Raw genomic sequence first — 23,362 nt, forward strand, 5'->3', positions numbered from 1 at the left:
CGGGGGACGTCACATGAGCAAGGCGAACGAGCGCAGGCAGTCGATGTCCAGCGTGCGTACGAGTGGTCCGGTGTTGGGGGCGGCGTTATTGCTGCTGGCCGCCTGGTTCGGCTGGAGCAGCTACGCGCAATGGCGCCAGGATGCGGTTGCGCAGGACTTGGAACGGGCGCGCGACCGCGCCGTGCAGGACGTCAGCCAGGCCATGACCCAACAGGCCAGCCAGCTCGATGCCATGCTCAAGCAGCCGCAGGTCATCGCCGCGCTGGCCAATGGCGACGCGCTGGCCGCCGCCTCGATCATCCGCGAGCGCTTCAAGGGCGCCGAGGATGTGCAGGTCTTGTCCGGCGATCTCACCGCCGCCTACGACAATCCCGGGGACTTCGGCTACGCGCGGCTGAGCCTGCTCGAGTCGGCACTGTTGGCCGAGCGTGCGCAGGTGCACGTGGTGCGCGATGTCAAGCAGGTCCGTCTCGGTGTGGCGGCAGCAGTACGACTGGGCGCACAGCCAGCGGTGGCGTATGCGCGCCTGCCGCTGTTGCGCCTGACCGGCCCGCTGGATGCGATCGCAGTGCCCGGCAGCGCGTACCTGGCCTTGCGCCAGGGCAGCTACAACGTCGCCCAGCAAGGCGATGCGGTGCTGGCCGATGCTGCCGAAACCCTGGCCAGGCCATTGGGTGACAGCGGCCTGCGTGTGGCCGCCGCGGTGCCGCAACGCGATGACGGCCCGTTGGGTCTGGGCGCCGTTGGCTGCGCCATCGTGGCCGCGCTGCTGCTCGTCATCGCGGTGCTGTTGGTACTGGCCAGCCGTGGCCGCGTCGCCTTGCCGCGCCGCCGCGTGGCCGGCGAGTCGATCGCCGACGAACCGACCTTCAGCCAGAGCCTGCAGCACGACGCCAGTGTCGCCAGCCAAGCGCGCGCGCTGGACACAGATGCGCCGGCCGCGCCGTCGGCGCTGGTGCCGGCCGTGCAGGTCGCCACCGAGATGTTCCGCGCTTACGACATCCGTGGCGTGGTCGGCAAGGACCTCAACCCCGGCGTCGCCGCGTTGATCGGCCAGGCCATCGGCAGCGTGATGCAGGCGCAGGGCCTGCGCGAGGTGGTGGTCGGCCGCGATGGACGGCTGTCGGGCCCGGAACTTGCCAACGGCCTGATCGACGGCCTGCGCCGCGCCGGCTGCCAGGTGATCGATATCGGCTTGGCGCCCACCCCGGTGGTGTACTTCGGGGCCTACGAACTGCGCGCCGGCAGCTGCGTGGCGGTCACCGGCAGCCACAATCCGCCCGACTACAACGGCTTCAAGATCGTGATCGGTGGCGAGACCCTGTCCGGGGCGGCGATCGCCGAACTGCACCAGCGCATCAACGAAGGCCGCCTGCACACCGCGGCAGCGCCTGGCGATGTGGAACAGCGCGACATCAGCGATGCCTACATCCAGCGCATCGCCGACGACGTGCAGCTGGACCGCCCGATCAAGGTGGTGGTGGATGCCGGCAACGGCGTGGCCGGCGATATCGCGCCGCGCCTGTTGGAAGCCATCGGCGCCGAGGTCATTCCGTTGTACTGCGAGATCGACGGCACCTTCCCCAATCATCATCCCGACCCGAGCGAGCCGCACAACCTCGACGATCTGGTGAAGATGGTGCAGCGCTTCGATGCCGATATCGGCGTGGCCTTCGATGGCGATGCCGATCGTCTGGGCGTGGTCACCAAGCAAGGCGCGATGGTGTTCCCGGACCGCTTGCTGATGCTGTTCGCCGCCGATGTGCTGCAGCGCAATCCCGGCGCGTTGGTGATCTACGACGTCAAGTGCACCGGCAAACTGTCCGACTACGTGCTGCGCAATGGCGGCAGCCCGTTGATGTGGAAGACCGGGCATTCGCTGATCAAGGCCAAGATGCGCGAGACCGACGCCGAACTGGCTGGCGAGATGAGCGGGCACTTCTTCTTCAAGGAGCGCTGGTACGGTTTCGATGATGGTATCTATGCGGCCGCACGCCTGCTGGAAATCCTGGCCCAGCGCGAGCAGACCCCGTCCGAGGTGTTGGACGCCTTGCCCGAAAGCGTGTCCACGCCGGAAATCAAGGTGCCGGTAGACGGCGATGCGCATGCACTGGTCGCGCGCTTTGTCGAACGTGCGCAGGCTGGCGAGGAATCGCCGTTCGAATTGGCCCGGCTGTCGACAATCGACGGGCTGCGCGCGGACTTCGCCGACGGTTGGGGCCTGGTGCGTGCCTCCAACACCACGCCGATCCTGGTGCTGCGCTTCGAGGCCGACACCGAAGCCGCATTGCAGCGGATTCGCGGGTTGTTCCGCAGCCAGTTGCAGGCCCTGCTGCCGGACCATCCGCTGGAGTTTTGATCGACCGCTGCGCACCGGTCGACTGCTCTGCCGGCATGCCGGCAGAGCAGATCGTGGCGCCGTAGTTACCGCCCACACCGTGTTCGACGCTGGCAGAGAGACGATCACCGCAACGCGCAGCCCGCCCTGACCGACGTCAGACGTCGCCCGAACAGACGCCGCTTGGACAGATATCCCGCGAAGCTGACAGGCGACAACGCGCATCTGTACGTCTGGCTCGCGCCGGTCAGACGCCAGTGATCACGTCACCTGCCTTCCAGACCCGGCATGCGTGCGCGATCATCCGGCACAGGAATCGCGGCGCCGTTTGCAGCGTTGTCGTGCAACAGCCAGACCGCATCCCAGTAAGGATATCCACCGATCTGCGCGGCCAGCCCTGCCCGTAGTGGCAACGCCACCAGCGAGCGCGCGAACTGTCGATGGTCGTCATCCAGCCCCAGCGCCGACGCCTGCATCTGCGGCTGCCACACCGTCCCGCCACGGCCGCGCGCGCGATTGATCGCCTCGGCCGCCGCCTGTCGCGCAACGGCAGCCAGTTGCAGCAGCGCGGCCTTTCCCGGTGCCTGCAACAGCGCACACCAACTGTCCGGCAGCAGCACCCAGCACAGCAACTGCGCACCCTGCCAATGACCGGCCGCTGCGAGGCTGGCCGCGGCTGCCCGCGCGCAACGCCAGTCGGCAAACAGGGGTACCTGCTGATGCGTGTATAGCCGCAGGTGCCAATGCACCGCAATCGGCGCCGACTCGGACAACGGACGATGGAGGAGCGCGCTGGACATAGGCACAGCATGCCGACGAGCAAACAGCCGCGGCGTCGGCCACGCGCCTCATCCCGGGTCGGTGACCATCGCATCGCGACGTACGGAAAAACGCATCGACCCCCAGCTATCGGGCGCCTGGCGTTATCCACCGCAACACAGAGCCGTGCAGCCTGCTCCATCAGCTCAGCTACGCAGCCAGCATCGCCTCAAAGCCCGGAAACGTGGAGCAGGAGTGCCGCACTTGCGACTCCCCAATCCCGACTCCCCAATCCCCGCTCAATGCACCGCCCGATCCCGCTTCCAGCCGCGATGCTTCACATCCAGATACAGGCTGTAGAACGCGGTAAACGCCGGAAACAGGTTTTGCAGTACGCCCACCGAATCCTGCTTGGCCGAGAACACGAAGTAGCTCAGCGTCATCAGGCTGCCGACCACGCTCATGTACCAGAACATGCGCGGGATCACCGGCTTGCCGGCGCGCTTGGAGGCGACAAACTGCACCAGCCAGCGGCCCCCGAACATCAGTGCGCCCACATAGCCGATCAGCTTCCAGCCGGTGACATGCAGGCCGGTCCAGTACAGCCAGGTCAGCGGTTGGTCCAGCCAATGCAGTTCCATCAGCGCTCCTGCACCACGGTGCGCTTGCTGCGGGTGATCAACCATGCAACGCCGCGCAGGTCGCGGATGCCGACCAGCGCGCGATTGAGGTTGTTGTACTTGGACACGCCGGCGGTGCGATGACGGTGATGCACCGGCACGCTCACCGTGCGCCAGCCGGCGCGCTGCATCAACGCCGGCAGATAGCGATGCATATGATCGAAGTAGGGCAGATCCAGGAACGCCTCGCGCTCGAACAGCTTGATGCCGCAGCCGGTATCGGGGGTGTTGTCGTGCAGCATGCGCGCACGGATCGCGTTGGCCCACTTGCTGGCCCAGCGCTTGGACCCCGAATCCTGGCGATTGACCCGCCAGCCGGCGAACAGCTTCACCTGCGCTTCGGCGCTGGCGCGTGCGGTCAGCAGTTTGGGAATGTCGGCCGGATCGTTCTGGCCGTCGCCATCGAGCGTGGCGATCCAGCTCGCGCGGGCGGCCTTGACGCCGTTGCGTACCGCCGTGCTCTGACCGCTCTGGGTCACGTGGTGCAGCACGCGCAGTTCCGGCGTGGTGCTCTTCAGGCCTTGCAGCACCGCCAGGGTGTCGTCGCGGGAGTGGTCGTCGACATAGACGATCTCGAACGCCACCAGCCCGCGCAAGGCGGCGACGATTTCGCCGACCAGCGCGGCGACGTTATCGCGCTCGTTGAACACCGGGACGACAACGGAAAGCTGAGGGTGGCTCATGGATTCGTGGTGGCCAGATGACGGCGGAGCGAAAAAGATCGCGCATTGTGCCCTGACTGTCTGAGTCAGGCATGAAGCGAACGTGTGCCCTAGGCGCGATCGCCAAAATAACTGCGGCACCAGTCCACCACCTGCGGCAGGCCGCGCTCAACCGGGGTGGCCGGCTCGAAGCCGAAGGCGGCGCGCGCGCGCTGCGTATCGGCCATGGTGCGGACCATGTCGCCCGGCTGCATCGGCCGGTAGACCTTCTCGGCCGGGCGCCCGGCCGCCTGGGCGATCACGTCGATGAAGTATTCCAGCTCCACCGGGGTGTGGTTGCCCAGGTTGAACACCCGGTGCGGCACCGGCTCGCTGCCGGGCGTGTCCAGCGCGCCCAGCACGCCGGCCACGATGTCGTCGACGAAGGTGAAATCGCGCTGCATCCTGCCGTGGTTGAAGACCTCGATCGGCCGCCCCGCCAGCACCGCGCGGCTGAAGATCAGCGGCGCCATGTCTGGCCGGCCCCACGGCCCGTACACGGTGAAAAACCGTAGCCCGGTCGCGCGCAGGCCGTACAGCTGCGCATAGGTATAGCCCATCAATTCGTTGGCGGCCTTGGTCGCCGCATACAGCGAGCGCGGCTGGTCCACGCGCTGGTCCTCGGAAAATGGCGGGGTGGCCGAATCGCCGTATACCGAACTGCTCGACGCATACACCAGATGCTGCACGCCGCGGTGCCGGCACAGTTCGAGCATGTTGACGAAGCCGACCAGGTTGCTGTCGACGTAGGCGGACGGATTTTCCAGCGAGTAACGCACCCCGGCCTGCGCGGCCAGGTGCACCACGCGCGTGGGCCGGATCTCGTCGAACAGCGCAGCCATGCCGTCGCGGTCGGTCAGATCCAGTGTGCGGATATCGATACCCGGGCACAGCGCCGCCACCCGGTCGCGCTTGAGCTGCGGGTCGTAATAGCTGTTGTAGTTGTCCAGGCCCACCACCGACTCGCCGCGCGCAGCCAGCGCGCGGCAGGTGTAGGCCCCGATGAAACCGGCGGCGCCGGTGACGAGAATGGTCATTGCAGTGGTCCTGGAGATATCGGAAGCAGGCGAGCAGGCAGGCGGCGCTCAGAACAGCCCGAAGCGCTTTTGGCGACGTCGACGCGATCAAACGCCATGATGTCCCCCAATCCCTTTCGCCACGTCCAGAGGTATGGCGTCGGAGACGACTTTGTGCGGAACTGCCAAGATCGGCCCCAGATGCTGCTCGATATGTGCGCTGATCTGCTCGATGCAGTCACCGCCGTGTGCCGGCTCGAATTGCTTTTCCTGCGCATGCAGCAGCAGCGTGCTGCCGCCCGGGCTGATCTGGTCGTCTTCACTGCTCATGGGTTGCTCCGGTTGATGGCAGCGCCTGATCACGTGCGCGCACTCACCCCAGACTGAGCGGTGCTTCGCTGGCCAGCGTTGCCTTGCGTTCGGCGCTGAACGCCCACCATGGCCGCGGCGCCTCGCCTTGCATGAAGCGCGTGATCGACAGGAACACGTCGATCACGCAGGGGTCGTGCAGCACGCCGGTGCGCAGGCACAGCTGCGCATACATGTCGTAGGCATCGCGACCGCGCAACTGCGCGGCAACCCGGATGCCGATCCGCTGCAGATCCTTTTCGCAGGCCGGCCCCACGTTCGGCAGGTCGGTCAGACGCAGCAGGTGCTTGCGATCGACCTTGGCGGGATTCATTGCCGGGGATGCTCCTGGTGCGTGCACACAGGCTCAGCTGCGCTGCAGGCGCAGGCGTTCGAGCACGCCGTCCAGCGTGTCCAGGTCGGTGTAGTGGATCACCAGCTTGCCCTTGCCGCCGCGGCCGTGGTTGAACACCACCTTGGTGCCCAGCGATTCGGACAGTTCGGTTTCCAGCGAGGCGATATCGGCCTGCGGCGCGGCGGCGGCCGGCTTGCCCTTGCGCAATGCGCCGGGCACCTTGCCGGCGGCGAACTGCTGCGCACGGTGTTCGACCTCGCGTACCGACCAGCCCTGGTCGGCCGCTTCCTGCGCCAGCTTGCTGGCCAGCTCCGGCGCCAGGGTGAGCAGCGCACGCGCATGGCCCATTTCCAGACGGCGGGTTTCCAGCAGCACGCGGATCGCCACCGGCAATTCCAGCAGCCGCAGCAGGTTGGACACCGACGCACGCGAGCGGCCCACCGCACCGGCGGCCTCGGCGTGGGTCAGCGAAAATTCGTCGATCAGGCGCTGCAGCGCCTGCGCTTCTTCCAGCGGGTTGAGGTCTTCGCGCTGGATGTTCTCGATCAGCGCCATCGCGATGACGGTGCGGTCGTCCAGCTCGCGCACCACCACCGGAACCTCGCTCAGCCCGGCCAGCTGCGAGGCGCGCCAGCGACGCTCGCCGGCCACGATCTCGAACTGCCCCGGCGCCAGCTCGCGCGCCACGATCGGCTGGATCACCCCCTGCGCCTTGATCGACTCCGCCAGCTCGGCCAGCTTGACCTCGTCCATCTCCTTGCGCGGCTGGTACTTGCCCGGCTGCAACTGGGTAACCGGCAACTGGCGCAGGCTGTCGCCCGGCTGCAATGCTTCCTCGCTGTTTGCGCTGGGCGCCGCTGCGGCGGCCGCGCCCTTCGGCCCTAGCAGCGCTTCCAGGCCACGGCCCAGACCGCGCTTCTTTGCGGGGATCGGCTTGTTCATCAGACGGTCTCCACGGGCCGGTAGGCCTTGTTGCGGTCGTTCTGGCGGCGCACGATTTCGCCGGCCAGCCCCAGGTAGGCCACGCCACCGCGCGAGGTGCGGTCGTAACCGACGATGCTCTGGCCATGGCTGGGCGCCTCGGCCAGGCGCACGTTGCGCGGCACGATGGTACGGAACACCTTGTCGCCGAAATGCTCGGTCAGCTCGGCCGACACCGCGTTGGCCAGGTTGTTGCGGATGTCGAACATCGTGCGCAGCACGCCTTCGATTTCCAGCGCCGGATTGAGGTTTGCGCGCAACGCCTCAATGGTTTCCAGCAGCGCGGTCAGTCCTTCCAGCGCGTAATACTCGCACTGCATCGGCACGATGATCGAGTCGGCCGCGGTCAGGGCATTGAGCGTCAGCAGCGACAACGCCGGCGGGCAGTCGATCAGGATGAAGTCGTACTCGTCGCGGATCGGCGCCAGGGCGCGCTTGAGCCGCTGCTCGCGCTCGTCCTGATCCATCAGCTGGATCTCGGCAGCGGTCAGGTCGATGTTGCCCGGCAGCAGGTCGAAGCCTTCCGGTGCGGTGACCCGGATTTCGGCAGCGGTGTTTTCGCCCAGCAACAGGTCGCAGGTCGAGGCGGCCACATCGCGCTTGTCGATGCCGCTGCCCATGGTGGCGTTGCCCTGCGAGTCCAGATCCACCAGCAGCACACGCTTGGGCGCGCGCGCCAGGCCGGCCGCCAGATTGACCGCAGTCGTGGTCTTGCCGACGCCGCCTTTCTGGTTGGCAATGGCGATGATCCGGGCCATGCGGGAGAGCCTCGTGGGCAGGGAGTAGGACCGGCCATTATGCGGGCAGGGCGTCGGATCGGGAAATGCCGCACGCGGCGGTGCGCCGCACGGGCCGGAATGACGGCTGCGCCGGTCAGCCGGTGGGCGCCGCGCCGGCCGGCGGCTCCTTCATCGCCCGGTAGCGCTGCAGGATGTCGGCGATCTCGCCGTCCAGCGCCACCCGCTGCTGCTCGAAGCTGGTCTGCAGACGCAATTGCGCCATCAGCTCGCGATGGCGTTGCTGGATGTCGGCGGCCAGCTTGTCGGCCACCGCCTGGCCGGCCAGTTCGCGGTCGCCGGCGCTGCGCAGCATGCTGGCCAGCCCTTCGCGCAGGCTGGTCACGTTGAAACGCGCGGTGTGGATGTTGTTGTCGACGATGGCGATGCGCTCGTTGAACACCCGGCGCAGGTCGTCCTCGCTCTGGTAGGACATCAACATCGCCTGGTCGGTGCGCTGGCGCATCTGCTCGGCGGCCAGGTCGGCCTGGCGTTGCTGCTCGCTGGCTGCGGCGGCGGCGCGCTCGTCGCTGCTCATGGCGCGCTGCACTTCGGCGCTGCGCAGGCCGCTCTTGGCGTTGAATTCGTCACGTGCCTGATTGACCGCCTCCGGCGGCAGCGTATCGCTGCACACCCGGGCGCCGTTCTGATTCCAGCAATACAGCTTCTTGGCGGCCGGCTTGTCCTGCGCGATGGCAGGCGCAGCGGCCACGGCTGCCGCAACGGCGGCGAGTAACGCCAAACGGATGTGTCTCGGCATCATTGCAGCCCCCTGTCGCCTGCCGTCAGCCCGTGGTGCCGGTGCCGTAGCGGCCACGATAGGCCAGCAGCGGTTCCCGGAAGCCCACAAGGTCGGCGTTTCCTGCCGCAAAAGCAAGCAGGTCGCCCAGATTGGCCACCGCGATCACCGGGATGCCGGCCTCGGCCGCCACCGCCTGCGCAGCCGACCGACGATCCTGCTCGGAGGCGATCTCCTGCCGGTCCAGCGCCACCACGATCCCGGACGGAATGCCGCCGGCACCCCGGATGATGCCCAGCGCCTCACGGATCGCGGTGCCGGCGGTGATCACGTCGTCGACGATCAGCACCTTGCGCCCCTCAAGCGGCGCACCGATCAGGCTGCCGCCCTCGCCATGGTCCTTGGCTTCCTTGCGGTTGAACGCCAGCGGCAGATCGCGCCCGCGCCCGGCGTAGGCGCAGGCCAGCGCGGTCGCCAGCGGAATGCCCTTGTAGGCCGGCCCGAACAGCAGATCGAACTCCACCCCGGCCGCATCGATCGCATCGGCGTAGCACTGCGCCAGCTGCGCGGTCTTGGCGCCCGAATCGAAGCGTCCGGCATTGAAGAAATACGGGCTGAGCCGCCCGGACTTGAGCGTGAACTCGCCAAAGCGCAAGGCATCGGCGCCCAGGGCCAGCTGCAGGAAGCGGGTGCGGTGGTCGGTCATGGTGACGAGATTGGGGAGTGGGGATTCGGGATTGGAAAGCATAGCCGGTCGCGCCTTGCTGCATCCGCTGATGCGGTACGCTTTCACGAATCTCCAATCCCCATTCCCGAATCCCGGCTCTTCATCCATGCGCATCATCAGTTTCAACGCCAACGGCCTGCGCTCGGCCGTCACCAAGGGTTTCTTCGAGTGGTTTGCCGACCAGGACGCCGACGTGCTGTGCGTGCAGGAAACCAAGGCCCAGGAGCATCAGCTGGCCGGCCCCGAGTTCCTGCCCAGCGGCTACAAGGCCTGGTTCCGCGACGCCAGCACCAAGAAGGGCTACAGCGGCGTGGCCATCTACAGCAGGCGCGAACCCGATGACGTGCGCACCGCGCTGGGCTGGCCGGAGTTCGACGAGGAAGGCCGCTATGTCGAAGCGCGCTTCGGCAACCTGAGCGTGGTGTCCTTCTATATCCCGTCCGGCTCGTCGGGCGAGTTGCGCCAGGGCTACAAGTTCCAGGTGATGGAATGGCTGCGGCCGATCCTGGAGCAGTGGCTGGCCAGCGGCCGGCAGTACGTGCTGTGCGGCGACTGGAACATCGTGCGCTCGGCGCTGGACATCAAGAACTGGAAATCCAACCAGAAGAATTCCGGCTGCCTGCCGCCCGAGCGCGACTGGCTGAACGGCCTGTGCGCCGATGCGCTGGAAGACGCCAGCGCCGCCAGCGGCCGCGGCTGGGTCGATACCTACCGCGTGCTGCATCCCCAGGGCCAGGACTACACCTGGTGGAGCAACCGCGGCGCGGCGCGCACCAACAATGTCGGTTGGCGCATCGACTACCAACTGGTCACCCCCGGCCTGCGCGACAAGGTGAAGGCCTGCTCCATCTACCGCGAGCAGCGCTTCTCCGACCACGCGCCGTACCTCGTGGATTACGCCGAGTGAGTCAGGTCACCAAGCCACGTCGGCGCTGGCAGCAAGTACTGACTAACCTGCGCCAGCGCAAAGTGCTGGCGATGCTGCTGCTGGGCTTCAGTTCCGGTCTGCCGTTGTATCTGGTTGGCAACACGCTCGGCTTCTGGATGCGCAAGCAAGGCATCGAGCTGGACACGATCGGTTTCCTGTCCTGGGTAGGCCTGGCTTACACCATGAAGTTCTTATGGGCACCGATTGTCGACAAGACGGACGTGCCGCTGCTGGGCCGATTGGGACGCCGCCGCGGCTGGATGCTGCTATCGCAGGCGGTCGTGGCGACGGGCCTGGTTGGCATGGCGCTGGTCCAGCCCAAGGGCGGCCAGATACTGGTGATGGGCGTCGCCTGGGAACACTTGGTGGTGTTCGGCGTAATGGCGGTGGTGGTTGCCTTTGCCTCCGCTACCCAGGACATCGTCATCGACGCGTGGCGCATTGAAAGTGCCGACAATAGTGAGCAACTCGGCCTGCTGACCTCTGCGTCGGCACTAGGCTATCGCTCGGCCCTGTTAGTCACCGATGCGCTGATCCTGATCATCGCCGCACGCGTCGGCTGGCAAGTGTCGTATGAAGTCATGGCAGCGCTGATGGTGCTGGGTGTGATCGCCGTAACGATGGCAGGTGAGCCGGCTCGCGAAGTCATCGCCGTACAAACGCAGGCTGCGTCGCTATGGACGCCGCGGGGGCTGTTCGACGCCATCGCCGGGCCCTTTCTCGCCTTCATTCGTGAGCACCGCAGTGGCGCAATCCTGATCCTGGTAGCCATCAGCGTCTATCGCATGGCCGATTTCGTGATGGGGCCGATGGCCAACCCATTCTACGTCGACCTCGGCTTGTCCGAGGATACCGTCGGTGCCATCCGTGGCTCGGTGGGTCTGGTTGCCACGTTCGTCGGCATTGCAGCGGCCGGTCTGGTCTCGGTGCGTTGGGGAGTGCTTGCGACCTTGATGGCTGGTGCAGTATTGGGTCCCTGTTCGAATCTGGCATTTGCATGGCTGGCCTATGTCGGGCCGGACACAAGCAAATTTGCAGTGGCGATGGCAATCGATAACTTCGCCAACGGCTTTGCCGGAACCGCGCTGATCGCCTACATGTCCAGCCTCACGAGTTTTGGCTATACCGCAACTCAGTACGCTTTACTGAGCTCGTTCTATGCCATGCCGGGCAAGGCGCTGAAAGGCTTCTCGGGCTGGTCGGTCCAGGCATTGTCACAGGGACGAACCCTGCTGGAAGGGTATGCCTTGTTCTTCGTCGGGACAGCGCTGGTTGCGATCCCCGTAGTGATCCTGTGCGGGATGCTTATCCTGCAGCAGCGCCGGCACACTGCCGCAGCTTGACGGTTGCAGGTGGCCCAGGCGCTGCGGGATGATCATCCAACGCGCCGGGAACCTTGCGAATAGGGAGTAGGCATGACCGATCTGGTGTTGCGGGACATCGATCCATTGCTGGTGGACAGGATCCGTCGCATCTCCGTCGCACGCGGCTGGACCCAGCACCAGACCGTGATGCATCTGCTCGAACAGGGCCTGTTCGCCAGCGAATACGAAGTCACCGGCGGCCTGCAACACCCGGAAGTCGATGCCCTGGCCGAAGCGATTGCCGCGCTCAAGGCGCTACCGGCAGGAAATGGTCCGTAGCACTGAAAACGGTCGGCCAGCGCTTCGCGTGCGAATCCATTAGGCGCGAGGATGTTACGAATGCGGATGATCGAGCCGATCCAGGCCGCTCACGCCGGATGGATCGCTCCCAGCAACCGCGCCCCGGCCGCCCCGGTTACCGACGGTAGATTGGCTGCACGGCCTGCGAGCAGCTCCGCGGCCAACCACGCAAACCCCATTGCTTCCAGATAGTCCGGATCCAGCCCATGCCGCGCGCTGGATTCCACCACCACGCCCGGCAATCGCGCCGCCAGTCGTGCCATCAACACCGGATTGCGCACCCCGCCACCGCACACCAGCACCCGGCGGGTATCGGGCTGCAGCCGCAGCAACGCGTCGGCGACGCTGGCCGCGGTCAGTTCGAGCAGGGTTGCCTGTACATCGGCCGCGCACAGCGCCACGTCTCCCAGCGACCGCATCGCCTGCATCGCCCAGTCCAGATGGAATTGCTCGCGTCCGGTGCTCTTGGGCGGCGCCAGCGCAAACCACGGGTCGGCCAGCAATGCCTGCAGCAGCGCCGTATCGACTCGCCCGCTGGCGGCAAACGCGCCATCGGCATCGAACGACGTGCCTTGATGCCGCTGGCACCAGCTGTCCAGCAACGCATTGGCCGGGCCGGTATCGAAGCCCCGCACCGCGCCATCGCGCGGGATCAGCGTCAGGTTGCCGATGCCGCCCAGATTGAGCATCGCGCGGTCTTCGTCGCCCGCGCCCAGCATGGCCAGATGGAAGGCCGGCATCAGCGGCGCGCCCTGACCGCCGGCGGCCACATCGCGCCGGCGGAAATCGGCTACCGTGGTGATGCCGGTGTGCTCGGCGATCCGGCTGGCATCGCCGATCTGCCAGGTGAAGGCCGGATCGGCCTTGGGTCGATGCCGAATGGTCTGTCCGTGCGAACCGATTGCGCGAACCTGCGCACGCGCGATGCCGCTGTCGCGGATCAGTTGATTGGCCGCGGACGCAAACGCCAGCCCCACCTGCGCATCCAGTTGCCCGAGCGCATCGATGGCGATCAGCTCGGCGCCCTGGCCCAGCATCACCAGCGTTTCGCGCAGCTGCGGCTCCCAGGCCACCGTCGTGCCGGCAACCAGTTCGCAGCGGCGATGGCTGTCGTCGGCGAAGCGCACCAGCGCGGCATCGATGCCATCGGCGCTGGTGCCCGACATCAGGCCAAGGTAGAGCGGGGATTCCAGGTGTTCCGGAGCAGGCATGCCAGAGCCAGTTGCCAGTGGTCGTGCAGCTTGTGCAGCCAGGGTGGGAGAGTCAACCGGCCCTGCACGCATCGCGGTTGAATGATCGACGATGCGCTCGCCAGGCAAGCGCTCCATTCACGGTGCCGACTGTCGTCTCGGCACCACGGCTTCCACTCGCCGCTGGCAGGAATCCTGCGCCAGCGGCGGCGACGCGTAAGCTAAATACCGCTTCGCGAACCGGTGCACAGCCGTCCGATCGGCGAGCGCCAGGCCGGCGGCGAGTCAGCCGCACCCACTCAACCGCGTGGCTTGCCCTTGGCAGGCTTGCCGGCGTCGGCGTAGATCAACTTCTCCATGCCTTCGATACGCGCCAGCGCCGGCGCCGTCTGCGCGCGGAACGCGGCCAGCTCGGCGCCCTGCAATGGCTCGGGCGGCGGCATGGTCACCGACATCGGGTTGCGCTGCTGCCCGGCGACGCGGAACTCGTAGTGCAGATGCGGGCCGGTCGCCAGGCCGGTCATGCCGACATAGCCGATCACCGTTCCCTGGTTGATGCGCTGGCCGGCCTTGATCTTCCCGAAGCGCGACATGTGCCCGTACAGCGTGCTGAAGTTCTTGCCGTGGTCCAGGACCACCACATTGCCGTAGCCGCGCTGGGTCCCGACGAACACCACCCGCGCGTCACCAGCGGCCATGATCGGCGTGCCCGACGCTGCCGCGTAGTCCACACCCTTGTGCATGCGCATCGTGCCCAGCACCGGATGCTTGCGTGCGCCAAAGGTCGAGCTGATGCGGCTGTAAGCCACCGGCATCCGGATGAAGCTCTTCTTCAACGGCCGGCCGGTGATGTCGAAATACTCGGCCGGCTTGCCGGCACGCTCGAAGCGGAAACCGGTGTAGGTCTTGCCGCCGGTGGTAAAGGTCGCCGCCAGGATGTCGCCGGTATTGATCCGCTCGCCCTCGCGCCAGGTCTCGTCCATCACCACGCTGAAACGATCGCCCGGCTGCAGATCCTTGTCGAAGTCGATGTCGTACTTGAAGATCTCGTCGGTCATGGTCGCCACCGCCGCCGGCGACAGCCCCGACTTGCCGGCCGAGGCGTACAGGGAGCTACTGATTTCCCCGCTTGCCACCACCGTGCGCGTGGTCGTGGCCCGCTCGGTGACGTTCTCGCGCACGCTGTCGCCCAGCAGGCGCAACTCCACACGGTGGCTGTCGTCGCGGTCGAAGCGCAATGCGCGCAGTTCGCCCGGCGTGGGCATATCGAAGGCGAGCTCGGCGCCAGGACGCAGCTTGGTCAGCGCCTCCTTGGTGCCCGGATGCGCCAGCACCTGGTACATCACCGTGGTCGGGATTCCCAACTCGCCGAACAAGGTGCTCAGCGTCTGCCCTGATTTGACCTGCAGAATTTCCCAATCGGTGCTCGGCGCCAGCTGCTTGCGGCTCGGAACCAACGGCGGCAGCGGCAGGGCCAGCGTGGAATGACTGGACAGCGGGGTATCGATGGCATTGGAGAAGCCCGGCACGATCGTGGCCACCAGCGCACCAATGGTCGCGAACAGGCTCGCATGGATCCAATGACGGCGCGTCCATTGGTCGTTGAAGGCCGCCGGAAGATGCGCCTTGAGCTTGCGATGCAGGGCAGTGTCGTGGAGGACGTGGAGGCGCTCGTGAAAGCGCTGCTTGCGTGCACGGCCCTGCTCTGAGTTCTGCATCGTTCAAATTCCTCGCTGGCTCGAAGTACGAGCCCAATCGCCGGTACCATAGACAGCCTGTAACAGCGCGTCAAACCATTGAGCCTGTTCGCTATTTTCATTTGGCGCGGAATTAACCTGCGTTTAACATCGTTCACGTTGTTGACGGCAAATGCCGCTGGAGTTTGTGGTTGGCCACTCTCGAAGAATCCCTCGCACTCATCGGTCGCGGCACCGAGGAGATCCTCAAGCTCGATCAGCTCGAAGCGCGGCTGAAATCAGGCGTGCCATTGCGGGTGAAGGCGGGGTTCGATCCCACCGCGCCGGATCTGCATCTGGGCCACACCGTCCTGCTCAACAAGATGCGGCAGTTCCAGCAGCTCGGGCACCAGGTGATCTTCCTGATCGGTGACTTCACCGGCATGATCGGCGACCCGAGCGGCAAGAACGTCACCCGCAAGCCGCTTAGCCGCGACGATGTGCTGGCCAACGCGCGCACCTACGAGGAGCAGGTCTTCAAGATTCTGGACCGCGAACGCACCGAGGTGCGCTTTAACTCCGAGTGGTTCGGCCAGATGAGCGCGGCGGACATGATCAAGCTGTCCGCGCAGCACACGGTGGCGCGCATGCTCGAGCGCGACGACTTCGCCAAGCGCTTCAACGGCCAGCAGCCGATCGCCATCCACGAGTTCCTGTATCCGCTGGTCCAGGGCTACGATTCGGTCGCCCTGAAGGCGGATGTCGAATTGGGCGGTACCGACCAGAAGTTCAACCTGTTGATGGGCCGTGGCCTGCAGGAGCACTACGGCCAGGCGCCGCAGGTCGTGTTGACCATGCCGCTGCTGGAAGGCTTGGACGGCGTGGCCAAGATGTCCAAGTCGCTGGGCAACTACATCGGCATCAACGAGCCGGCCATCGACATCGTCACCAAGACCATGAAGATCGGCGACGAGCTGACCTGGCGCTGGATCGATCTGCTGTCTTTCGACATTAGCGTGGCCGAAGCAGAGCGGCTGAAGGCCCAGGTCGCCTCGGGCGAACTGCACCCGCGTGAGGTCAAATTGCGGCTGGCGCGCGAACTCACCGCACGTTTCCACGACGCTGCTACTGCAGAGCAGGCCATCGCCGGCTGGCACGCGGTAGTGACAGGGCAGGGCGATACCAGCCTGCTGCCGCTGCAGGAGGTCGCTGTACCCGCCGAAGGTCTGCGCATCGCAAGCCTGCTTACCGCAGCCGGCCTGACGCCGAGTAATTCGGAAGCTACGCGCAAGCTCAAGGAGCGGGCGGTCAAGATCGATGGTGAAGTGGTCGAAGATCCGGCGCGCCAATTCGGGCCAGGTTTTGAAGGTGTCATCCAGGTGGGTAAACGCAATTTCGCCCGCGTGGCGCTGATCAGCGGCTGATCAGCCGCAGGGTTGCTGCACGGCGGCAAGTTCCGCTGTGCGATGACATCTATATAGAGGCGCGCAACGTCTGAATTGGATCGGCGGCTTGCCGTGGTGCACTGTAAGGACATGCCACTGCGGCCGAGAAGAAAATCGTGAAAATTTTTTCACAAAACCCTTCCCAAACTCTTCGGTTGGGCCTATAGTTCGCCTCCCCCGACGCAACGGCCCCGCAAACGCGGAACCAGAGCGGAAAGGGTTCGAAAATTCCCTGATTTAGGGTGTTGACGAAACGAAAAAGCCGGCTATGATGAGCGGCTCGCTACACGGAAAGACGCTACGGCGGATTGAGGTGCAGCGGCGGCAACTTCCTCTTCACGAGGGGTTGACGAAGATGAAAAGCCTGCTAATATGGCCGGCTCGCTTCGCAGAAAACCTTCGGGTCGAAACGAAGCAGCGTCAATCGCCTCGAAATGAGGTGTTGACGGCAAGAAAAAGTCCGCTATAATGGGCGGCTCGCTTCGACGGAAACGACGAAGCTGACGGGAACGGCGCTGAGGCCACTTCCCAATGTTCTTTGACAGTGTGCGCAGGTAATTTGTGCGGACGCCTGCAGGAAGGATGATTGTCCATCTTGCAGACGTTTAATCAAAATGCAACATATTAATTGCTTTGCAAGCGATAAGTTGCCAGTGGTTGAACTTCTGCAGCTAAAGTAATTTGCCTTCGGGCATGTAATTTTAAGTGAAGAGTTTGATCCTGGCTCAGAGTGAACGCTGGCGGCAGGCCTAACACATGCAAGTCGAACGGCAGCACAGTAAGAGCTTGCTCTTATGGGTGGCGAGTGGCGGACGGGTGAGGAATACATCGGAATCTACTCTTTCGTGGGGGATAACGTAGGGAAACTTACGCTAATACCGCATACGACCTACGGGTGAAAGCGGAGGACCTTCGGGCTTCGCGCGATTGAATGAGCCGATGTCGGATTAGCTAGTTGGCGGGGTAAAGGCCCACCAAGGCGACGATCCGTAGCTGGTCTGAGAGGATGATCAGCCACACTGGAACTGAGACACGGTCCAGACTCCTACGGGAGGCAGCAGTGGGGAATATTGGACAATGGGCGCAAGCCTGATCCAGCCATGCCGCGTGGGTGAAGAAGGCCTTCGGGTTGTAAAGCCCTTTTGTTGGGAAAGAAAAGCAGTCGGTTAATACCCGATTGTTCTGACGGTACCCAAAGAATAAGCACCGGCTAACTTCGTGCCAGCAGCCGCGGTAATACGAAGGGTGCAAGCGTTACTCGGAATTACTGGGCGTAAAGCGTGCGTAGGTGGTGGTTTAAGTCTGTTGTGAAAGCCCTGGGCTCAACCTGGGAATTGCAGTGGATACTGGGTCACTAGAGTGTGGTAGAGGGTAGCGGAATTCCCGGTGTAGCAGTGAAATGCGTAGAGATCGGGAGGAACATCCGTGGCGAAGGCGGCTACCTGGACCAACACTGACACTGAGGCACGAAAGCGTGGGGAGCAAACAGGATTAGATACCCTGGTAGTCCACGCCCTAAACGATGCGAACTGGATGTTGGGTGCAATTTGGCACGCAGTATCGAAGCTAACGCGTTAAGTTCGCCGCCTGGGGAGTACGGTCGCAAGACTGAAACTCAAAGGAATTGACGGGGGCCCGCACAAGCGGTGGAGTATGTGGTTTAATTCGATGCAACGCGAAGAACCTTACCTGGTCTTGACATCCACGGAACTTTCCAGAGATGGATTGGTGCCTTCGGGAACCGTGAGACAGGTGCTGCATGGCTGTCGTCAGCTCGTGTCGTGAGATGTTGGGTTAAGTCCCGCAACGAGCGCAACCCTTGTCCTTAGTTGCCAGCACGTAATGGTGGGAACTCTAAGGAGACCGCCGGTGACAAACCGGAGGAAGGTGGGGATGACGTCAAGTCATCATGGCCCTTACGACCAGGGCTACACACGTACTACAATGGTAAGGACAGAGGGCTGCAAACCCGCGAGGGTAAGCCAATCCCAGAAACCCTATCTCAGTCCGGATTGGAGTCTGCAACTCGACTCCATGAAGTCGGAATCGCTAGTAATCGCAGATCAGCATTGCTGCGGTGAATACGTTCCCGGGCCTTGTACACACCGCCCGTCACACCATGGGAGTTTGTTGCACCAGAAGCAGGTAGCTTAACCTTCGGGAGGGCGCTTGCCACGGTGTGGCCGATGACTGGGGTGAAGTCGTAACAAGGTAGCCGTATCGGAAGGTGCGGCTGGATCACCTCCTTTTGAGCATGACGTCATCGTCTTGCGGGCGTCCTCACAAATTACCTGCATTCAGAGATTCATACCGGCACAGGCTGGTATGCGAAGTCCCTTTTGGGGCCTTAGCTCAGCTGGGAGAGCGCCTGCTTTGCAAGCAGGGGGTCGTCGGTTCGATCCCGACAGGCTCCACCATAGTGAGTGAAAAGACTTCGGGTCTGTAGCTCAGGTGGTTAGAGCGCACCCCTGATAAGGGTGAGGTCGGTAGTTCGAGTCTACCCAGACCCACCACTCTGAATGTAGTGCACACTTAAGAATTTATATGGATCAGCGTTGAGGCTGATACATGTTCTTTTATAACTTGTGACGTAGCGAGCGTTTGAGATATCTATCTAAACGTGTCGTTGAGGCTAAGGCGGGGACTTCGAGTCCCTAAATAATTGAGTCGTATGTTCGCGTTGGTGGCTTTGTACCCCACACAACACGGCATGTAGCTCCGAGGCAACTTGGGGTTATATGGTCAAGCGAATAAGCGCACACGGTGGATGCCTAGGCGGTCAGAGGCGATGAAGGACGTGGTAGCCTGCGAAAAGTGTCGGGGAGCTGGCAACAAGCTTTGATCCGGCAATATCCGAATGGGGAAACCCACTGCTTCGGCAGTATCCTGCAGTGAATTCATAGCTGCTGGAAGCGAACCCGGTGAACTGAAATATCTAAGTAACCGGAGGAAAAGAAATCAACCGAGATTCCCTAAGTAGTGACGAGCGAACGGGGAGCAGCCCTTAAGCTGGAATGGCTTTAGAAAAACAATCTGGAAAGATTGGCCATAGAAGGTGATAGCCCTGTATTTAAAAGGGCCACTCCAGTGAAGACGAGTAGGGCGGGGCACGTGAAACCCTGTCTGAATATGGGGGGACCATCCTCCAAGGCTAAATACTCCTGACCGACCGATAGTGAACCAGTACCGTGAGGGAAAGGCGAAAAGAACCCCGGAGAGGGGAGTGAAATAGATCCTGAAACCGTGTGCGTACAAGCAGTAGGAGCTCGCAAGAGTGACTGCGTACCTTTTGTATAATGGGTCAGCGACTTACTGTTCGTGGCAAGCTTAACCGTATAGGGGAGGCGAAGGGAAACCGAGTCTGATAAGGGCGCATAGTCGCGGGCAGTAGACCCGAAACCGGGTGATCTAGTCATGGCCAGGGTGAAGGTGCCGTAACAGGTACTGGAGGCCCGAACCCACGTCTGTTGCAAAAGACGGGGATGAGCTGTGATTAGGAGTGAAAAGCTAATCGAACCCGGAGATAGCTGGTTCTCCTCGAAAGCTATTTAGGTAGCGCCTCGGACGAATACTACTGGGGGTAGAGCACTGTTATGGCTAGGGGGTCATCGCGACTTACCAAACCATTGCAAACTCCGAATACCAGTACGTACTATCCGGGAGACACACGGCGGGTGCTAACGTCCGTCGTGAAAAGGGAAACAACCCAGACCCACAGCTAAGGTCCCAAATTCACTGCTAAGTGGAAAACGATGTGGAAAGGCATAGACAGCCAGGAGGTTGGCTTAGAAGCAGCCACCCTTTAAAGAAAGCGTAATAGCTCACTGGTCGAGTCGGTCTGCGCGGAAGATTTAACGGGGCTAAGCAGTGAACCGAAGCTTGGGGTGCATAAAACTTGTTTTATGCGCGGTAGAGGAGCGTTCCGTAAGCCTGCGAAGGTGGATTGAGAAGTCTGCTGGAGGTATCGGAAGTGCGAATGCTGACATGAGTAACGATAATGCGGGTGAAAAGCCCGCACGCCGAAAGCCCAAGGTTTCCTTGCGCAACGTTAATCGACGCAGGGTTAGTCGGTCCCTAAGGCGAGGGCGAAAGCCGTAGTCGATGGGAAGCAGGTTAATATTCCTGCACCTCGCGTGAGTGCGATGGAGGGACGGAGAAGGTTAGGTGTACCGGGCGTTGGTTGTCCCGGGGAAAGGCGGTAGGTTTGGATCTTTGGCAAATCCGGGATCCTTTAAGACCGAGCACCGAGACGAGCCTTTATGGCGAAGTCACTGATACCACGCTTCCAGGAAAAGCTCCTAAGCTTCAGCTCACGAAGACCGTACCGTAAACCGACACAGGTGGGTAGGATGAGAATTCTCAGGCGCTTGAGAGAACTCGGGTGAAGGAACTAGGCAACATGGCACCGTAACTTCGGGAGAAGGTGCACCCTTTTTGGTGGCTCATGCGAGCTATAGCTGAAGAGGGTCGCAGAAACCAGGCCGCTGCGACTGTTTATCAAAAACACAGCACTCTGCAAACACGAAAGTGGACGTATAGGGTGTGACGCCTGCCCGGTGCTGGAAGGTTAATTGATGGGGTCAGCCGCAAGGCGAAGCTCTTGATCGAAGCCCCAGTAAACGGCGGCCGTAACTATAACGGTCCTAAGGTAGCGAAATTCCTTGTCGGGTAAGTTCCGACCTGCACGAATGGCGTAACGACAGCGGCGCTGTCTCCACCCGAGACTCAGTGAAATTGAAATCGCTGTGAAGATGCAGCGTTCCCGTGGCAAGACGGAAAGACCCCGTGAACCTTTACTATAGCTTTACACTGAACGTTGAGTTCGTCTGTGTAGGATAGGTGGGAGGCTATGAAACTGTGGCGCTAGCTGCAGTGGAGCCATCCTTGAAATACCACCCTGTCGTGCTTGACGTTCTAACCTAGATCCGTTATCCGGATCAGGGACCGTGTATGGTGGGTAGTTTGACTGGGGCGGTCTCCTCCTAAAGAGTAACGGAGGAGCACGAAGGTACGCTCAGCGCGGTCGGACATCGCGCACTGTGTGCAAAGGCATAAGCGTGCTTGACTGCAAGATCGACGGATCAAGCAGGTACGAAAGTAGGTCTTAGTGATCCGGTGGTTCTGTATGGAAGGGCCATCGCTCAACGGATAAAAGGTACTCCGGGGATAACAGGCTGATACCGCCCAAGAGTTCATATCGACGGCGGTGTTTGGCACCTCGATGTCGGCTCATCACATCCTGGGGCTGTAGTCGGTCCCAAGGGTATGGCTGTTCGCCATTTAAAGTGGTACGCGAGCTGGGTTCAGAACGTCGTGAGACAGTTCGGTCCCTATCTGCCATGGGCGTTGGAAGTTTGAGAGGGGCTGCTCCTAGTACGAGAGGACCGGAGTGGACGAACCTCTGGTGTTCCGGTTGTCACGCCAGTGGCATTGCCGGGTAGCTATGTTCGGAAGCGATAACCGCTGAAAGCATCTAAGCGGGAAGCGCGCCTCAAGATGAGACTTCCCGGGGCACAAGCCCCCTAAAGGAACCATATAGACTATGTGGTTGATAGGTCAGGTGTGTAAGTACAGCAATGTATTGAGCTAACTGATACTAATGATCCGTGCGGCTTGACCATATAACCTCAAGTTGCCTTGGTCCCAACGAACGTTGGTAGATCACCAAACGCAAGCTACGTCACAAGTTACCTATGCGAGACGAGCGCTGTGAAGCGCTGCTCCAACCGTCTCCCTGGTGAAATTAGCGCTGTGGAACCACCCGATCCCATCCCGAACTCGGAAGTGAAACGCAGCTGCGCCGATGGTAGTGTGGCTCAAGCCATGCGAGAGTAGGTCATCGCCAGGGGCTTTACCCGAAACCCTCCATCCAACAGGATGGGGGGTTTCTTTTTGCGCGACATTTGGCTGCGAAAAGACACATCAAAGGCCAAACGTCCTAATCTCACTACAGGTCTCGGATGCCCAAAGCGCACGCCCGGCACCGCAACGCCGCTGGGGCAACGAGCTGGATTTACTGCCGTTGGCCACCATATTGATCCGTGCCGGCGTACCGCCGGCCTGGATGATTGGAGACCTGCATGCCCGAGCTGCCCGAAGTCGAAACTACCTTGCGTGGCCTGGCACCGCATCTGGTCGGCCAACGCATCCATGGCGTCATCCTGCGGCGTCCCGACCTACGCTGGCCCATCCCAGAACAGATCGAGCGCTTGTTGCCAAACGCGACCATTACCGATGTACGTCGCCGGGCCAAATACCTGTTGATCGATACCGATGCCGGCGGCAGCGTGCTGCTGCATCTTGGAATGTCCGGAAGTCTGCGCGTATTACCCGGCGATACGCCGCCGCGAGCGCACGATCATGTGGATATCAGCCTGCAGAATGGCCGTGTCCTGCGCTTCAACGATCCGCGTCGGTTCGGTTGCCTGCTATGGCAGAACAATGCACACGTGCATGATCTGCTGGCAGCACTTGGCCCGGAACCATTATCGGATACATTTACTGGCGATTATCTGCATGCGCTGGCGCGTGGCCGGCGCGCGGCGGTGAAAACCTTTCTGATGGATCAGGCCGTTGTCGTCGGCGTGGGAAACATCTATGCGGCAGAAAGCCTGCATCGTGCGGGAATCAGCCCATTACGCGAAGCCGGGAAGGTGTCATTGGAACGTTATCGGCGCCTGGCCACAGCAGTGAAAGATATCCTCGGCTACGCCATCCAGCGCGGCGGAACCACGCTGCGCGATTTCATCAGCCCGGACGGGGCGCCCGGTTACTTCGAGCAGGAACTCACGGTGTATGGGCGCGAGGGTGAAACCTGCAAGCAGTGTGGACGTGTGTTGAAACACGCCACGATCGGGCAACGCGCGACGGTGTGGTGCAGCAATTGCCAGCGTTGAATGCCGGCCACGTGACCCACACTGATCGAAACACCAACCTCCAGTTCTGGATCAGTGACGACCGCTGGCCAGTAGCCCTCGGATAACAGCAAACGGCGCGCTTAGAGCCGCAGTGGCCGATTGCTTAATGGTGCGTTGCCGTG

General features: G+C 62.7%; 18 protein-coding genes, 2 tRNA genes and 3 rRNA genes. 11 read left to right on the forward strand and 12 right to left on the reverse strand.

Features of this window, described 5'->3' with window-relative positions; genetic code table 11:
• Positions 1-13 precede the first annotated feature (13 nt).
• Positions 14-2,359: a phosphomannomutase/phosphoglucomutase gene (locus tag XarjCFBP7645_RS21725; protein WP_104537748.1), complete on the forward strand. Its 2,346-nt coding sequence runs from the start codon at positions 14-16 to the stop codon at positions 2,357-2,359.
• A 245-nt stretch (positions 2,360-2,604) separates the two neighbouring features.
• Here the strand turns inward: XarjCFBP7645_RS21725 and XarjCFBP7645_RS12755 are convergent, their stop codons facing one another.
• From XarjCFBP7645_RS12755 to pyrE, 10 genes are all read right to left on the reverse strand, one after another.
• Positions 2,605-3,138, reverse strand: a complete 534-nt coding sequence (locus XarjCFBP7645_RS12755; RefSeq protein WP_104537749.1) for a hypothetical protein — start codon at positions 3,136-3,138, stop codon at positions 2,605-2,607.
• Between the two features lie 258 nt (positions 3,139-3,396).
• Entirely contained in the window at positions 3,397-3,738 is a 342-nt protein-coding gene (locus XarjCFBP7645_RS12760; protein WP_039816706.1) for a lipid-A-disaccharide synthase N-terminal domain-containing protein, read from the reverse strand.
• A complete protein-coding gene (locus XarjCFBP7645_RS12765) occupies positions 3,738-4,460 on the reverse strand; it encodes a glycosyltransferase family 2 protein (RefSeq protein ID WP_047127516.1) in 723 nt (240 codons plus the stop codon). The genes XarjCFBP7645_RS12760 and XarjCFBP7645_RS12765 overlap by 1 nt, the downstream gene beginning before the upstream one ends.
• 89 nt (positions 4,461-4,549) lie before the next feature.
• Entirely contained in the window at positions 4,550-5,515 is a 966-nt protein-coding gene (locus XarjCFBP7645_RS12770) for an SDR family NAD(P)-dependent oxidoreductase (RefSeq protein WP_104537750.1), read from the reverse strand.
• 87 nt (positions 5,516-5,602) lie between these two features.
• Positions 5,603-5,824 carry a hypothetical protein gene (locus XarjCFBP7645_RS12775; RefSeq protein WP_181126316.1) on the reverse strand — a complete coding sequence of 74 codons (222 nt, stop codon included), beginning with the start codon at positions 5,822-5,824 and terminating at the stop codon, positions 5,603-5,605.
• A gap of 43 nt (positions 5,825-5,867) precedes the next feature.
• Positions 5,868-6,176, reverse strand: a complete 309-nt coding sequence (locus XarjCFBP7645_RS12780; RefSeq protein WP_104537751.1) for a helix-hairpin-helix domain-containing protein — start codon at positions 6,174-6,176, stop codon at positions 5,868-5,870.
• A 33-nt stretch (positions 6,177-6,209) separates the two neighbouring features.
• Positions 6,210-7,139 carry a ParB/RepB/Spo0J family partition protein gene (locus tag XarjCFBP7645_RS12785; RefSeq protein ID WP_104537752.1) on the reverse strand — a complete coding sequence of 310 codons (930 nt, stop codon included), beginning with the start codon at positions 7,137-7,139 and terminating at the stop codon, positions 6,210-6,212.
• The gene (locus tag XarjCFBP7645_RS12790) at positions 7,139-7,936 is read right to left on the reverse strand and encodes a ParA family protein (RefSeq protein ID WP_104537753.1); all 798 of its coding nucleotides are present in this window, start codon (positions 7,934-7,936) and stop codon (positions 7,139-7,141) included. Before XarjCFBP7645_RS12790 ends, XarjCFBP7645_RS12785 begins: the two co-directional genes overlap by 1 nt.
• Positions 7,937-8,051: 115 nt before the next feature.
• Positions 8,052-8,717: a hypothetical protein gene (locus XarjCFBP7645_RS12795; RefSeq protein WP_146096324.1), complete on the reverse strand. Its 666-nt coding sequence runs from the start codon at positions 8,715-8,717 to the stop codon at positions 8,052-8,054.
• 22 nt (positions 8,718-8,739) lie between these two features.
• A complete protein-coding gene (pyrE, locus tag XarjCFBP7645_RS12800) occupies positions 8,740-9,399 on the reverse strand; it encodes an orotate phosphoribosyltransferase (protein ID WP_104537755.1) in 660 nt (219 codons plus the stop codon).
• Between the two features lie 127 nt (positions 9,400-9,526).
• Here pyrE and XarjCFBP7645_RS12805 point away from each other — a divergent pair, with 127 nt between their 5' ends.
• The 3 genes from XarjCFBP7645_RS12805 (at position 9,527) to XarjCFBP7645_RS12815 (ending at position 11,991) form a co-directional block, all read left to right on the forward strand.
• Positions 9,527-10,327, forward strand: coding sequence for an exodeoxyribonuclease III (locus XarjCFBP7645_RS12805; protein ID WP_104537756.1), 801 nt, complete (start codon positions 9,527-9,529; stop codon positions 10,325-10,327).
• Positions 10,324-11,691 (forward strand): AmpG family muropeptide MFS transporter, encoded by a 1,368-nt coding sequence (locus XarjCFBP7645_RS12810; RefSeq protein ID WP_104537757.1) that lies wholly within the window; start codon positions 10,324-10,326, stop codon positions 11,689-11,691. The genes XarjCFBP7645_RS12805 and XarjCFBP7645_RS12810 overlap by 4 nt, the downstream gene beginning before the upstream one ends.
• 72 nt (positions 11,692-11,763) lie before the next feature.
• A complete protein-coding gene (locus XarjCFBP7645_RS12815; protein ID WP_104537758.1) occupies positions 11,764-11,991 on the forward strand; it encodes a hypothetical protein in 228 nt (75 codons plus the stop codon).
• An 89-nt stretch (positions 11,992-12,080) separates the two neighbouring features.
• Here XarjCFBP7645_RS12815 and XarjCFBP7645_RS12820 read toward each other — a convergent pair whose 3' ends face one another.
• Positions 12,081-13,223 carry an anhydro-N-acetylmuramic acid kinase gene (locus XarjCFBP7645_RS12820; RefSeq protein ID WP_104537759.1) on the reverse strand — a complete coding sequence of 381 codons (1,143 nt, stop codon included), beginning with the start codon at positions 13,221-13,223 and terminating at the stop codon, positions 12,081-12,083.
• A 278-nt stretch (positions 13,224-13,501) separates the two neighbouring features.
• Positions 13,502-14,920 (reverse strand): M23 family metallopeptidase, encoded by a 1,419-nt coding sequence (locus tag XarjCFBP7645_RS12825; protein WP_104537760.1) that lies wholly within the window; start codon positions 14,918-14,920, stop codon positions 13,502-13,504.
• A 170-nt stretch (positions 14,921-15,090) separates the two neighbouring features.
• Here XarjCFBP7645_RS12825 and tyrS point away from each other — a divergent pair, with 170 nt between their 5' ends.
• The 7 genes from tyrS to mutM all read left to right on the forward strand — a co-directional run bounded on the left by tyrS (position 15,091) and on the right by mutM (position 23,219).
• Positions 15,091-16,302: a tyrosine--tRNA ligase gene (gene tyrS, locus XarjCFBP7645_RS12830; RefSeq protein ID WP_104537934.1), complete on the forward strand. Its 1,212-nt coding sequence runs from the start codon at positions 15,091-15,093 to the stop codon at positions 16,300-16,302.
• Positions 16,303-17,025: 723 nt separating this feature from the next.
• Positions 17,026-18,572: ribosomal RNA gene (locus tag XarjCFBP7645_RS12835) — 16S ribosomal RNA — on the forward strand.
• A gap of 92 nt (positions 18,573-18,664) precedes the next feature.
• Positions 18,665-18,740: transfer RNA gene (locus tag XarjCFBP7645_RS12840), tRNA-Ala, on the forward strand.
• Between the two features lie 19 nt (positions 18,741-18,759).
• Positions 18,760-18,836, forward strand: a tRNA-Ile gene (locus XarjCFBP7645_RS12845).
• Positions 18,837-19,063: 227 nt separating this feature from the next.
• A 23S ribosomal RNA gene (locus tag XarjCFBP7645_RS12850) occupies positions 19,064-21,944 on the forward strand.
• Between the two features lie 112 nt (positions 21,945-22,056).
• Positions 22,057-22,171 (forward strand): 5S ribosomal RNA (gene rrf / locus XarjCFBP7645_RS12855).
• Together the 16S, 23S and 5S rRNA genes with 2 tRNA genes alongside form the textbook arrangement of a ribosomal RNA operon.
• Positions 22,172-22,403: 232 nt before the next feature.
• Positions 22,404-23,219, forward strand: a complete 816-nt coding sequence (gene mutM, locus XarjCFBP7645_RS12860; protein WP_104537761.1) for a bifunctional DNA-formamidopyrimidine glycosylase/DNA-(apurinic or apyrimidinic site) lyase — start codon at positions 22,404-22,406, stop codon at positions 23,217-23,219.
• Positions 23,220-23,362 lie beyond the last annotated feature (143 nt).

It is taken from the genome of Xanthomonas arboricola (genome assembly GCF_002940665.1).
GTDB lineage: Bacteria > Pseudomonadota > Gammaproteobacteria > Xanthomonadales > Xanthomonadaceae > Xanthomonas > Xanthomonas arboricola_B.